General features: G+C 73.6%; 12 protein-coding genes and 1 tRNA gene. 11 read left to right on the top strand and 2 right to left on the bottom strand.

Annotation, left to right across the window (positions count from 1 at the left end):
• Positions 1–173 precede the first annotated feature (173 nt).
• Complete coding sequence (locus tag AW27_RS04760; protein WP_236647451.1) at positions 174–3,251, top strand: AfsR/SARP family transcriptional regulator; 3,078 nt, start codon at positions 174–176, stop codon at positions 3,249–3,251.
• Here the strand turns inward: AW27_RS04760 and AW27_RS04755 are convergent.
• On the bottom strand, positions 3,235–3,426 hold the full coding sequence (locus AW27_RS04755; RefSeq protein WP_037916094.1) for a hypothetical protein: 192 nt from the start codon (positions 3,424–3,426) through the stop codon (positions 3,235–3,237). The two genes, AW27_RS04760 and AW27_RS04755, sit on opposite strands and share 17 nt — an antisense overlap.
• A gap of 721 nt (positions 3,427–4,147) precedes the next feature.
• On the opposite strand from AW27_RS04755, the gene AW27_RS04750 reads away from it, so the two are divergent.
• From AW27_RS04750 to AW27_RS04725, 6 genes are all read left to right on the top strand, one after another.
• A complete protein-coding gene (locus AW27_RS04750; RefSeq protein ID WP_052030038.1) occupies positions 4,148–6,157 on the top strand; it encodes a sensor histidine kinase in 2,010 nt (669 codons plus the stop codon).
• Positions 6,158–6,216: 59 nt separating this feature from the next.
• Positions 6,217–6,651 carry a roadblock/LC7 domain-containing protein gene (locus tag AW27_RS04745; RefSeq protein ID WP_037916096.1) on the top strand — a complete coding sequence of 145 codons (435 nt, stop codon included), beginning with the start codon at positions 6,217–6,219 and terminating at the stop codon, positions 6,649–6,651.
• Positions 6,648–7,079: a DUF742 domain-containing protein gene (locus AW27_RS04740; protein WP_052030039.1), complete on the top strand. Its 432-nt coding sequence runs from the start codon at positions 6,648–6,650 to the stop codon at positions 7,077–7,079. Before AW27_RS04745 ends, AW27_RS04740 begins: the two co-directional genes overlap by 4 nt.
• Positions 7,057–7,701, top strand: a complete 645-nt coding sequence (locus tag AW27_RS04735) for a GTP-binding protein (protein ID WP_052030040.1) — start codon at positions 7,057–7,059, stop codon at positions 7,699–7,701. The genes AW27_RS04740 and AW27_RS04735 overlap by 23 nt, the downstream gene beginning before the upstream one ends.
• The gene (locus AW27_RS04730; RefSeq protein WP_037916100.1) at positions 7,701–8,246 is read left to right on the top strand and encodes a GAF domain-containing protein; all 546 of its coding nucleotides are present in this window, start codon (positions 7,701–7,703) and stop codon (positions 8,244–8,246) included. The genes AW27_RS04735 and AW27_RS04730 overlap by 1 nt, the downstream gene beginning before the upstream one ends.
• Before the next feature lie 158 nt (positions 8,247–8,404).
• A tRNA-Pro gene (locus AW27_RS04725) sits at positions 8,405–8,478 on the top strand.
• A 152-nt stretch (positions 8,479–8,630) separates the two neighbouring features.
• Here AW27_RS04725 and AW27_RS04720 read toward each other — a convergent pair.
• Complete coding sequence (locus AW27_RS04720; RefSeq protein ID WP_037916102.1) at positions 8,631–9,605, bottom strand: LuxR C-terminal-related transcriptional regulator; 975 nt, start codon at positions 9,603–9,605, stop codon at positions 8,631–8,633.
• A gap of 317 nt (positions 9,606–9,922) precedes the next feature.
• On the opposite strand from AW27_RS04720, the gene AW27_RS04715 reads away from it, so the two are divergent.
• From AW27_RS04715 to AW27_RS04700, 4 genes are all read left to right on the top strand, one after another.
• Complete coding sequence (locus AW27_RS04715) at positions 9,923–10,084, top strand: hypothetical protein (protein WP_157840149.1); 162 nt, start codon at positions 9,923–9,925, stop codon at positions 10,082–10,084.
• A 7-nt stretch (positions 10,085–10,091) separates the two neighbouring features.
• The gene (locus tag AW27_RS04710; RefSeq protein ID WP_157840150.1) at positions 10,092–10,427 is read left to right on the top strand and encodes a hypothetical protein; all 336 of its coding nucleotides are present in this window, start codon (positions 10,092–10,094) and stop codon (positions 10,425–10,427) included.
• A gap of 163 nt (positions 10,428–10,590) precedes the next feature.
• The gene (locus AW27_RS04705) at positions 10,591–11,508 is read left to right on the top strand and encodes a hypothetical protein (protein ID WP_157840151.1); all 918 of its coding nucleotides are present in this window, start codon (positions 10,591–10,593) and stop codon (positions 11,506–11,508) included.
• Between the two features lie 32 nt (positions 11,509–11,540).
• The gene (locus AW27_RS04700) at positions 11,541–13,079 is read left to right on the top strand and encodes a PLL family lectin (protein ID WP_304949828.1); all 1,539 of its coding nucleotides are present in this window, start codon (positions 11,541–11,543) and stop codon (positions 13,077–13,079) included.
• The last annotated feature ends 12 nt before the right edge of the window (positions 13,080–13,091 follow it).

The following is a 13,091-nucleotide window of genomic DNA, read 5'->3' as shown; positions in this document are numbered from 1 at the left end:
CCGGTCACTCCGAACCGCCGTGCGGACCCGGCCGGGCCGCCGCCGCGCCTGCGCGACCCATTCCGATGGCATGGTCATGTGAACCGCTTAGGATGACGCTCCGTACATCGGCGGGCCAGTACGACTGGAGACCGACCGCCGGGTGGAGCTGTGCGCGTGCACAGGGGGAACTCGTGGAATTCTTCGTGCTCGGATCCGTGGGGATGTCCCACGGGGGACCGGCGCTCACTTGCGGACCGCCGCAGCAGCAGGCGGCCCTCGCCGTCCTGGCGCTCCGGGCGGGCCATGTCGTGCCGCTGCACGAACTGACCGCCGCGGTATGGGGCGAGTCCGCTCCGGACTCCGCGGTGATGATCCTGCGGACCTACGTCTGGCGGCTGCGCAAGCTCCTGGAGAAGACCGGCGCCCAGGTCCTGGAGTCCGCGAACGACGGCTACCGGCTCGCCGTACCGCCGGGCTCGGTCGACGCCGTACGGGCCGAGGAGCTGGCCGCGAAGGCCGCGCGCGCCCACGCGGCCGGGGAGCCGGAGCGCTGCGCCGAAGCCCTGACCGAGGCCGGTGCCCTGTGGCGGGGCGAGCCGCTGGCCGGGGTGCCGGGGCCGTTCGCCGAGAGCCAGCGCTCACGCCTGGCGGAGCTGCGGCTGCACCTGTTGGAGGAGCGCCTCGGGACGGACCTGCTCCTCGGGCGGCACGAGCGGGCCGTCCCCGAGCTCACCGCCCTCATCCGCGACGAACCGCTGCGGGAGCGTCCGTACGGGCTCCTGATGCGCGCGCTGTACGCCGCGGGGCGGCAGGGCGACGCCCTCGCTGTCTTCGGCCGGGCCCGCGAGGTGCTGGCCGACGAACTCGGCCTGGACCCGGGCCCCGAGCTCCGCTCCCTGCACGCCCGCGTCCTGGCGGGAGACCCGGCTCTGCTGCCTGCCGCCGCGACCCGGGCCGCCGGACCCGAGGCGCGGCGCGGGCCGGCGGCCGCCGTCCCCACCGGTGTGCCCGGGGCCTTCGCGCCTCCGCGAGTCCCCGAGCAGTCGGGTGCCGGCCAAGCCCGGGTCGACGCCGGGCCACCGAGCGGGGGCGCCGAAACGTCCTACGCCGAACCGGGGCGGGCCGGGTACCTCCGGCCCGCCCAACTGCCGGCCGACATAGCCGACTTCTGCGGCCGGACCGCTGAACTCGCGGTCCTCGCCGACGCCCTGGGCGACCCGGCCCGCACTGCCCTGGCCGTCGCCGCCGTGAGCGGGATGGGCGGCATCGGCAAGAGCGCCCTGGCCCTGCGGGTCGCGCACCACGTCAAGGACGCCTACCCCGACGGCCAGCTCTACGCCGACCTCCGCGGGACCGGCAGCGACCCCGCCGACCCCGGCACCGTCCTGGCCAGCCTGCTCGGAAGCCTCGGCGTGCCCCGCCGCGAGGTGCCGCCCTCGACGGAGGACCGCGCCCGGCTCTTCCGCACCGTCATGGACGGCCGCCGACTGCTCCTGCTGCTCGACGACGCCCGGGACATCGCCCAGGTCAAACCGCTGCTCCCGGGTGCCGCCGGCTGCGCCGTGGTCGTCACCAGCCGGGCCCGCCTGGGCGGGCTGCTGTCGGGACGCCACGTCCAGCTCGCGGAGTTCACGCCGGAGGAGGCGCTCGGGCTGCTGAGGCAGATCGTCGGCGCCGACCGGGTGGACCGGGAGGAGGAGGCCTCGGCCGCGCTGGTCGCGGCCTGCGCCCGGCTGCCGCTGGCGGTCCGCATCGTCGCCGCCCGCCTCGCCGCCCGGCCCGGATGGACCGTCGCGCACCTGCTGGCGCGGCTCGCCGAAGAGCGGCGGCGGCTGACCGAGCTGCGGGCCGACGACCTGGCCGTCGCGGCGGTCTTCGAGCTGGGCCACCGCCAGCTGACCGGGCCCCAGGCCGGCGTGTTCCGCCGGCTCGCCCCCGTCTCCAGACCCGGGATCGGGCTCGCCGCGGCGGCCGCGGCCCTGGACCTGGCCGAGCCGGATGCCGAAGAGCTGCTCGAAGCCCTGGTGGACGCCGCCCTGCTCGAATCACCGGAGCCGGGCCGCTACCGCCACCACGAGCTGGGTCGGGACTTCGCGCTCAACCTGCCCACCCCGGCCGGTGAGGCCGGCCCGCCGGTGCAGCACTGCCTCCTGCACCACCTGCTGGGCATGGCGGCCGAGGCCTTCCAGCGGATGATCCCCGGGGACCCGGTCCACCGCTCGATCGTCGCGGCGGCGGCCGAACCGGGGGCGGGGCGGCTCGCGGACCTGACCGAGGCCCGCGCCTGGGTCGTCGCGGAGTTCGACTGCGCGCTGCACACCGTCCAGCTGGTGGTGCGGCGGCCGGACGCCGCGGACCCGGAGGAGCTGACGATGGCCGCCGACCTGCTGGTCGCGCTCAGCTCGTTCGGGCAGGACATCCCGTACGCGCGGATCACGCAGACCGCCGCCGAACTTGCCCGGGCCGCGGCCCTGCGCGGCAACGACCGCGCGGCCGGCCGCGCCCACTTCCTCACCGGGAACGCGGCGCTCCAGGCCACCGACCTGGGCCGGGCCCGGGCAGCCGCCGAGCTGGCCGTACGGGCCTGCCGCCGGGCGGGCGACCGGGCGATCCTGCAGCAGGCGTACAACGACCTCGGGGTGATCGCCCAGTTCGAGCACCGCTTCGGCGAGGCCTCCGCGTGCTTCGACGAGGCGCTCGTCCTGGCGCGGGAGCAGGGCCACCGCTCGGGCGCCCTGACGATCACCCTCAACGCCGCCCTGGCCCGCGTCCGCGGCGGCCGGGCGGCCGAGGCGCTGCCCGCCTGCGAGGAAGCCCTGCAGGCGCTGCGGGAGATGGCCGACGACCACGGGGTCGCCCACGCGCTGTGCGTGCGCGGACAGGCCCTGCACGAGCTCGGCCGGCTGGACGAGGCGCTGGCCGCGTACGGGGAGTGCCGCGACCTGTGCGACGCGGCCCGGATCCCGGGTCAGCGGGCACAGGCCGACTACCGCAGCGCCCGGACGCTGAGCGACCTGGGCCGGACCGGGGAGGCGCTGGAGGCCTCCGCCCGGGCCGTGGCCCATCTGCGCACGGTGCCGGGCCGGGGCCGGGACCGCGGCTACGCCCTGCTGATCCACGCCCGGGTCTGCCTGGCAGCGGGCCGGCGCGAGGAGGGGCTGCGGCACGCGACCGAGGCCTGGGAGGTCTTCGAGCGGTCAGGCCTCCCGGAGGCCGCGGAGGCTCGCACCCTGCTGAAGCCGCGCGCGGCGGTCACGCCTTGCTGTTGAACTCGTTGTGATCCAGGCGCGGTCGGGGGATGGTGGCGTCGTCGGCCGAGACGCTCGTGCTGCGGTCCGCCGTGAGGGCGGGGGCTCCGGCGGTGGCACCGACGGCGAGCAGCGCCAGGAGCACGGCGGGGACGGCGAGGGCCAGACGGCGCGTGACGGTGCGGGTGTGCGGCACGGTGGATCCTGTCTGTTCGTCCAGGTGCCGTGTGCGGCCCCTGGCTGGCTTGCGGGTTGTTCTGCCGAGGAGGCTCGCAGCCGTCCATCTACGTTTCATATACGCCGCCGACGGCCGCCTGCCGTGGCGGCGGACCGTCCCCCGACGTGCAGTCGGACACCGCTGATCGACACGGCCCGTACCGGTGTCGCCCTGCTGGAGCGCCTCGGCGGTGAGGGGCGTGATCCGGGCTCGGGGGCGGCGCCCCCGAGCCTTTGGGCGAGCCGGCCGGGTGGCGGCCGTTCGTCACCGGGCGGACGGCGGGCGCACCCGCGCAGCTGTCCGCGGAAGGGCAGCCTGCGGCCGTGCACCCCGCACCAGGCGGGCGGCGCGGCGCCGACGGTGTCCCGCGTGGCGTCGCCGGTGGTGAGCGGGCGGGCGAGGCCGGAGTCCGTCGGGTCGCAGCGGGCGCGCCGGCCCGGACACGGGTACCGCCCCCGCCCGGGCCGGCGCCGCAGCCGGCGTCCGCGTGCGCCCGCAGGGGCGCCGCGGGGCGCCCGCAGCGGCCTGACCGGCGCATTAGTGCTGCTGTACGAGCGCTCCACCGGGAGCGGGAAGCACCCCCGGGAAGTTCGCCAACTGGCGGTCCGCGGCGGGATGGCGGGGTCTAGCGTGGGTATTCGGTGATCAACACCGGGCCCCGGGAACGCTGGGGGCCGGGCCCCACGTACCGAGGACGCCGATGTCCGGACCCCGCGCCGCCCGCCACGCCCCGTCGAGACATGCCGCCCCCGGTCCCGGCCGGCAGATACGTCCCCAGCTGGTACGCGCCGCCCTCCTGCCCACCCTCGCCGCCGCGCTCAGCGGCGCCGCCGCGGTGATCTTCACCCTCCAGCTCGGTGGCGGGGCCGGCGAGCGTGACGCCCGGCTCTGGCCGGTGCTCACGGGCTGCGGCCTGCTCACGATCGGCGCCCTCGCCGCCGCCCTGCTCGGCGCGCAGCGCGCGGCCAAGGCCGTACGGGACCGGTGCGAAGCGCTGCGACGCTCCAGTGTGCGCGGCCGCCAGGAACTGAGGGCGGCCGCCGACCGGCTGGAGCGCGGCGAGGCGGCGCCGCGACCGGTCCGGGGCGGGCCGAACGCACCGCTCACCGGGGGCGACCCGGCCGGGGTGGACGAGTTCTGGCTGCTCTCCCAGGAACTGCGCGGCGCCCGGGAACAGGCCCACACGGCCCTGGTACGGCTGGCCGGTCCCGTCACCCCGTCCGACAGCGACCGCAAGGTCGAGGTCTTCGTCAACCTCGCGCGCCGGCTCCAGTCCCTCGTGCACCGCGAGATCTTGCTGCTGGACGGCCTGGAGGACACGGTCGAGGACCCGGACCTGCTCAGGGAGCTCTTCCACGTCGACCACCTCGCCACCCGGATCCGCCGCCACGCCGAGAACCTCGCCGTGCTCGGGGGCGCCGCCTCCCGCCGCCAGTGGACCCGGCCGATCGACCTGAGCGAGGTGCTCCGCTCCTCGGCCGCCGAGGTCGAGCAGTACACGCGGGTCAAGGTCGTGCCGCCGGCGGGCGGCACCGTACGCGGACACGCCGTCGCCGACGTCGTGCACCTGCTGGCCGAACTCGTCGAGAACGCCACGGTGTTCTCCGCCCCCGACACCGATGTGGTGCTGCGCGCCGAGCGGGTCACCGCCGGGATCGCAGTCGAGGTGGAAGACCGGGGACTGGGCATGCCGGCCGAGGAACAGCAGCGGATGAACGCCCTGCTCGGGGATCCCGACCAGGTCAGCGTCCGGAGCCTGCTCGCGGACGGGCGGATCGGCCTGTACGTCGTCGCGGCGCTGGCCCGCCGGCACGGGATCGCCGTCGAGCTCAAGTCGAACATCTACGGCGGCGTCCTGGCGGTGCTGGTGCTGCCGCAGGAGCTGCTGGGCGCGGCCGAGCCCGCCGACGTGGCCGGGGGCTCGCGGGTGACGCCGCCGCTGGAGCCGGCGCGGATGCCGCTGCCCCGTCGCGCGGAGCAGGCCGTCCCGGCTCCCCGCTCCGAACCCCGCCCTCCGGCGCCCGCCGCCCCGACCGCGACTGCTGCCGCACCGCCGGCCTGGTCACAGCCCGGGCCCGTCACCGGACGGGAGCCCGGGGCGGCGGCGGGACCCGTGCCGCAGGCGCCGGCCGCAGCCGAGCAGGAGCCCGCCCCCGCGGCGGACGTGCGGTCGGCTCCCGCCGGTGGGCCGCCGGGTGCTCCCGGCACCGGGTCGGCGGCCGAGCCGGCCGGCTCGGCGACGACGCGGCCGGCCGAGGCGCGGACTCCGGCGGACCGTGTGGCGGCGCCCGGCACCGCGACAGCTGCGTGGGGCGTGTCCCAGCCCCCGTCCGCGTCCCGGCCGGGCGCCGGGTCGGTGCCTGCGGTCGAGCGGCCGGGTGCGCCGGTGATGGATGCGGGGAACGCGTCCGACACCGGGCCCGGGGCGGGGCCCGGACCGGAGGCGCCGACGGCAGTCGGCCGGCCGGATGCCCGGCCCGCAGTCCCGGCCCAGCCCGGCGGCCCGGACGTACGGGGCGCCGGCGCCGGGGCCGCGGGCGAGCGGCCGGAGTTGCCGCGGCGCCGAGCCCAGCAGCACCTCGCGCCCCAGCTGCGCGTCGCCCCGGACCCGCGGTGCCCCGCGGACGCAGGGCAGCCCGCACCCGATCCCGGCCTCATGGCCGCCTTCCGGCGGGGCTTCGGCCTGGGGCAGTCGGAGAACCAGGCATGACCCCCACCCCCACCCCCAGCACCCCCACCCCCAGCACCCCCGGCAAGGAGCGCACCACCATGGGCGGCGAAATGGCGACCGAGACCGGCGGCCGGCTCTCGGACCTCGAATGGCTGCTCAGCGGCCTGGTCCAACGCGTGCCGTACACCCGCAGCGCCGTACTCCTCACCGCCGACGGGCTCGTGACCTGTGTGCACGGCATGGACCACGACAGCGCCGACCATCTCGCGGCCCTGGCCTGTGGCCTCTACTCACTCGGCCGCAGTGCCGGCGCACGCTTCAGCGACGGGGCAGGGGTGCGGCAGGTCGTCGTCGAGCTCGATACCGCGCTCCTCTTCGTCTCCGCGGCCGGGTCCGGTACCTGCCTGGCCGTCCTCGCCGACCGCGAAGCCGACGCCGGTGTCCTCGGCTACGAGATGGCGATGCTGGTCAAGAGCGTCCGTCCCTACCTCGCGGCCGAGCCCCGGCGGCCCGCCGCGAACGCGGAGCGATGAGGGCCCACGGCAGGGGGGTGCACAGGGCCTGTGGCGGATACGGGAAGGGGCGGGACACACCGTGGCTCGACGACTCGGCGGGGCGGGTGGTGCGCCCTTACACCGCCAGCGGCGGCCGGACCAGACCGGGGATCGCGCTCGACCTGCTGTCGCTGATGAGCGCGACCGGCGTACGCCCGCGCGTCCCGCTCGGGCCCGAGCACACCCTCGCGCTGAGGTGGTGCGCCGGTGCCGCGGCGATCACCGTCGCCGAGCTCGCGGGCCAGCTGCGGCTCCCCGCCGCGGTGGTCAAGGTACTGCTGTCCGATCTCATGGAATGCGGAGCCGTGACGGCGCAGCCGCCGCGGTTCCCGGGTGGAGGCACGCATGCCGCCGATGACCAGTTCCTCCTCCTGGCGGTCCTCGATGGCCTACGCCGACGGCTGTGACGCCCCCGTGACGCTGAAGGTCCTGGTCGCGGGGGGCTTCGGGGCGGGGAAGACCACCTTCGTGGGCGCGGTGAGCGAGATCGAGCCGCTGAGCACCGAGGAACTGCTCAGCGACGTCGGCATCGGCACCGACCCGCTCCACGGGGTCGAGGCCAAGGCCACGACGACCGTCGCGCTCGACTTCGGCCGGATCGCTCTGGACGGGCGTCACGTGCTCTACCTCTTCGGCATGCCCGGCCAGCACCGCTTCTGGTTCCTGTGGGAGGAACTGTGCGCGGGCGCGCTCGGCGCGGTGGTGCTCGCGGACACCCGCCGCCTCGCCGACTGCTTCCCGGCAGTGGACTTCTTCGAACGGCGCGGGATCGGCTTCATCGTCGCCGTGAACGAGTTCGACGGCTGTCACCGCTACACCCCCGACGAGGTTCGGGACGCGGTGGGCCTGGGGCCCGAGGTACCGGTCGTACCGTGCGACGCACGCCTGACCACGTCCGGGACGGTGACACTCGCCGCCCTGGTCCGCCACCTGCTGTGCACGTCCGCAGACCGATCGCCCGCGGCGGCATCGATGACACCAGCGACGACCGCCACGACGACAGGGCCGAAAGAACCGGGGGAAACGTGATGCCCTCCTACGAACCGACCGGGCGCCTGCTGCTCACGCCCGTCGACCGGGAGGCGCCGGCGCGAGCCGTCCGCCTGCGTGAACTGGGTCTGGGGGAGCGGGTGGACCCCGAACTGGACGCCTTCGCCCGCCGTGTGGCGGACGTCCTCGCGGCCCCCTGCGCGGGGGTGAACTTCGTCGGCGAGGAGCGCCAGTTCTTCGCGGGCCTGCACCACGTGCCCGACGCCCCCGGGAGCACCTACCCGGCGCGGGTCCTGGCCCGCGATCACGGCTACTGCCCGCACGTGGTGGTACGCAGGCGCGCGCTGGTACTGGAGGACGTGCGCGACTTCGCCCGCTTCGCCTGCAACCCGGTGGTGGACGAGAGCGGGGTCCGCTCCTACCTGGGGGCGCCGCTGACCGACCGGCGCGGGATCGTCCTGGGCACGGTGTGCGTGGTGGACACGGCCCCGCGGCGGTGGGGGACGGAGGGACTCGTCGCCGCGAAGGGGCTGGCGGCGGAACTGGTGGCCCTGCTGCACGAACGGGAGGACCGGCGCGCGTGAGCCCCGAAGCGCCTGGTCGCAGCCCATCCGGAGCCGCTCGCCGGCACCGGCCGCCCTGATCGCGCACCGGTGGCGGAAAGGCGCGCGCGACCACCCACGGAAATGCGGTATCGTTCTCATGCGCGTTCGGCCAGGGGAAACCCCAGGTCAGCGGGCATCGGGACGTGGCGCAGCTTGGTAGCGCACTTGACTGGGGGTCAAGGGGTCGCAGGTTCAAATCCTGTCGTCCCGACTCGAAGGAGTCGCAGGTCAGAGGCCGTTTCCGCCACAAGGCGGAAACGGCCTCCGCCGTTGGTGATCATTCGAGAACCGGCGCCGCCCCGCTCGGCGGGCGCCGATCGTGAGGGCTCTCACCCCCGACGCCCGGTACGCGTTGCGTTTGCACTACAGCCAGCCCCGTTGGGCGGCCTTCAGGCCCGCTTCGAAGCGGCTCGTGGCGCCGAGGCGTTCCATGATCGAAGCCATGTGGCGGCTGACGGTGCGTGACGAGATGCCGAGGCGTTGCCCGGCGCCGTCGTCGGTGAGGCCGCCGGCCAGGAGACGCAGGAGTTGGCATTCGGTGTCGGTGAGGCCGGTCGCGGGGTCGTCGGACCTCAGGGCGCCGAGCGGGACGGCGGTGGCCCAGGCCTGGTCAAAGAGGTCGAGGAGGGCTGTGACAAGGCCGGGCTCGGTGACGTGCAGGGCGCCCTTGCGGGTGTCCGCGGGGTCGATGGGGACCAGCGCATGGGCCCGGTCGAAGATCACGAGGCGCTGGGGGAGGACGGGGGCGGTGCGCACTTCGCTGCCGCGGCTGAGGAGCCAGTGGGCGTGGGCGGTGGTGTGCGGATCGTTGCGGGTGGTGTCCTGGTAGAGAGTCTTCATGACGACCCCGCGCTTGAGCGGTTCCTCGTCGGCGGCTCGTGCCGCCGCCAGGTCCTCGGGGCGGTGGCTGGCGCCGGGGTGGACGCCGAGGCACTCCTGGGCCATGCCGTGGGCCAGCTGCTCGATGCGGCGTTGGATGGCATCCATCCCCAGGAGGCGCTCGCCGTGGGTGGCGTGCGAACCGACGCTGTCGGCGACCAGGCGTGTAACGGCCGCCCGGGAGGCGGCGAGCTGAGCCTGACGGGCAGCCAGCTCTGCCTCCTGCCGCGCGAGCATGTCCGTCAGGCCGACATCGGGCGAGACGGCCCGCATGTGTCCGGGATGGTCGGTAGAGGCCCGAACCAGCATCAGGCGTGCCAGTTCGTCCAGGCAGTCGTGGACCTGTGAGGGGGAGGCCCCGCACAGCTCGGCCAGTTGAGCGACACCGTGGTCGGCATGATCGAGCATGGCCTGGTAGACCCTGCTTCCGAGCGCACTCAGGCCCAGCGCTTCCAGCATCGTGTTCCCCCCCCGGGTTCCGCGTCCGGACCGTCCGCGGTCCGCACGCCAGCGCATCGTCGCACTTCGGGAACCAGCGCTTCAAGATCCTTTAAGGTCTCATGACTTGACGCGTGCATGACTAGTTGTCGGGATGGTGCCAGGCGGGTTGACGACAGTCGCAGGTCCTTCCCGGGCCGTCGATCCACCGACGAAGCTGTTCACCGTCGGCAGGGAGCGCCCCCGTCGACCACGGATGGACACCGGAACGAGCGTCAACCGCGGGACGTGAGACCGGCATGGAGCCACCGTCGCATCTCTCGAAAAGGACCGAAGCCATGTTCTGTACTCGTCTCACTCTGGCCACCGCGGTCGCAGCCCTCGCGGTCGGGGTCGTCGCCCTGCTACCCGTAGCGGCCGGCGCCGTCCACGGCGCCACCGGTGCGACGGCGGCGACCGGTGCCGCCACCTACCCCGCCGGCAACGCCCAATGGGGATAGGTACGCGATGGACTGTGTGTACACGAGCCTGCGGCGCAGGCCTGAGGTGCCGCCCGCCGGCGTGGGCGAGGTGGCTGAGGTCGTCGGCATCCTGTGGGCTCACACCGCCCCCAAGGATGGCCTGGAGCACATCGCCGGATCGCTCGACAGCGATCGGGTTGATCTCCTCTTCTACTTCCTTTCGGCTGATCCCGCCTCACCCGCAGTCCACAGTCCGCTGCACCGGGCTGCCACGCTGCTGGCCCGCGGCCACCAGGCGTCAGCCACGCTGAAGCGGCGCTATCTGCCGCCCGCCGGCGCCCCGAGTCCGCAGGCCGTCGACCTGCGGCACCCGAAGGCCTGACCGCCTGCCGCACTGCCTCGCCGAACGCGGAAAGCCGCCAGATCCGGTGGCCCTGCCCCCGCCGTCGGGGCCTCGCGCGCTCTTGCGCCGCCCACCGAGCCGGTCGAGTGCCGGGCGGCCGGCACCTTCGCCCCTGCCTTTCGTCTCTAGGAGTCAGTTCACCATGCCAGCAGCCAAGTTCTCCGTACGAGGATCCCGCCGGGCCGTAGCGGTGGCAGCCGGCGCCGCCCTCGGCGCCGCTGCGCTGAGTCTGGCGGTGTGGGGCGGTGGCACGCATGCGCTCGCCACGGATCAGGTCGAGGCGGCCGCCACGGCGGCGGCCTCCACCGGGGACGCGGCGTCGACGTCCGCAACGCAGCCGCCCGTGGCGGACGCGCCGGCCGTGACGCCGAGCGACGGCGGGGCGCCGACTGCTGCCGCGGTGCCCGGCACTGCCGGGGAGCCGGCGAAGCGCGACAGGGGGAACACCGCTGCCCTGGGCAGTCCAGTGCCGGCGCCCGCACTCGACGCGGCGACGAGCGCGAAGGTCCCGTCCGACCTCGCTGCCGTCACGGACCAGCCGTGGACCGCGCAAGCCCCGGGACCGGTGCGTCAGATCACCGGGCATGACATCGCGCTGAACGAGTGTGCGAGCGTGCACGGCGCCGCGACGTGGCAGCAGCAGCCGTACCTGAGCAGCGGTGGCAACTCCGCAGTGCTGGAGATCTACACCTTCGGCACCGAGGAGGCGGCGGGCGCCGCGTACGAGGGCGTCCGCTCCGGAATGAGCTCCTGCCAGGCCACGTCCAGGGCCCTACAGAGCTCGAACCGCCTCAAGGCCGATGCTGTGTCGCGGCAGACCGGCACCGCCGCGAACGCGGCGGCATTCGAACGCATCTGGACCGGCGTCGAGGGCATCTCGGCCCACGGCGCGCAGACCAACCACCTCTACCTCGCGGCACGCGGCACGCGGGTCCTGGTCCTGCACTTCGACGAACTGGCCGAGAGGTCCCCCTCGGTCGCTCCGTACGACACGAAGCAGGACCCGAGCGTGCTGTCGCTGCTCACGAACTTGCTGGCCGACCCGGCCGGTACCCGCTGATCCGAGAACTCGCCGACGATCGAAGGAAAGAAATGTCCTCAACAACCAAGAAGCGTGGCGTCGCCGCGCTCGCGACCGTATCGCTGCTCGGCGCGATGGCCGCGCTGATACCCACCAGTGACGCGTTCGCCGGAACCGTTCCAGTGGGTCCCGCCACCTCGACCGGCAGCATCGGTCCGGCCGCGCCCGGTGGCGCGATCACTCAGGGACAGATCATCGCCCGGGCGCACGACTGGATCAGCAACGCAGTTCCGTACAGCCAGTCGCTCGCCTGGAAGGACAACGCGGTCGGCGGACCGTACCGCGCAGACTGCTCCGGATTCATCTCGATGGCGTGGGGCCTGAAGGACAGCCTGGTTACCTGGACCCTCCCCGATGTCTCGACCGTCACCGCCAAGAATGTCATCGGCTATACCGGCCTGCAGCCGGGCGACGCACTCGACTACACAGCCGACCACGTCGTGCTGTTCGACTCGTGGATCGACAAGTCCGCCGGAACGTTCTACTACGACGCCGAACACCGCCCGGGCACCGTGGCCGACCAGACCAAGGGCAGCGTCTACGCGAGCACGCTCGACGGCCACGCGATCACGAACTACGAGGCCCTGCGCTACAAGAACGTCGTCGCCACGTCGGCTGGCGGCGTGACGTCTCCGGTGTCGATGGACGCCGGTGCGACGCATGTGGCGTTCGTGGATGGTAGTGGGAGCGTTGCGAACGATTGGGTGAGCAATGGTGCTTGGCAGGGTCCTGCGGGCATCGGTGGTAGGGCTCGCGCGGATTCGCCGGTGGTTTTGAATGCGAATGCCGAACATGCGTTCTTCATTGATGCCGATGGCAACGTGATGAACGACTGGGTGAGTAACGGGGTGTGGCAGGGTCCTTCCGCGATCGGTGGGAAGGCGCGGCCGGGTTCGCCGATCGCGACCAATGCGGCGGGCACGTTGGTGGCGTTCGTCGATGTGAATGGTGATGTGGTGAACGACTGGGTGGCTGACGGTGCTTGGCATGGCCCGTCGGGGCTGGGCGGTAAGGCGCGTGGGGATTCGCCGTTGGCGTTCAATGCGGCCGGTGATCACGTCTTCTTCATCGATGCGAATGGCAATGTGGTGAATGACTGGGTGAGTAATGGTGTTTGGCAGGGTCCGTCGGGGATCGGTGGTAAGGCTCGGGCCGGTTCCGGGCTTGCTACTGACGCGGCTGGTACGCATGTGGCGTTCGTGGATGCCAGTGGGAATCTGGTCAATGACTGGGTGAGCGATGGTGCTTGGTATGGCCCGTCGGGTATGGGTGGTCAGCCGCGTGGGGATTCGCCGTTGGCGTTCAATGCGGCCGGTGATCACGTCTTCTTCATCGATGCGAATGGCAATGTGGCGAATGACTGGGTGAGTAATGGTGTTTGGCAGGGTCCGTCGGGGATCGGTGGTAAGGCTCGGGCCGGTTCCGGGCTTGCTACTGACGCGGCCGGTACGCATGTGGCGTTCGTCGATGCCAATGGCAGTCTCGCCAATGACTGGGTGAGCAATGGTGCCTGGCAAGGGCCCTCCGGCCTGGGCGGCACCAGCCGCTGACCCCCACCCGGC

The sequence above is a fragment of the Streptomyces sp. PCS3-D2 genome (genome assembly GCF_000612545.2).
Lineage (GTDB): Bacteria > Actinomycetota > Actinomycetes > Streptomycetales > Streptomycetaceae > Streptomyces.
This window is presented reverse-complemented; position numbering and strand designations above follow the sequence as displayed.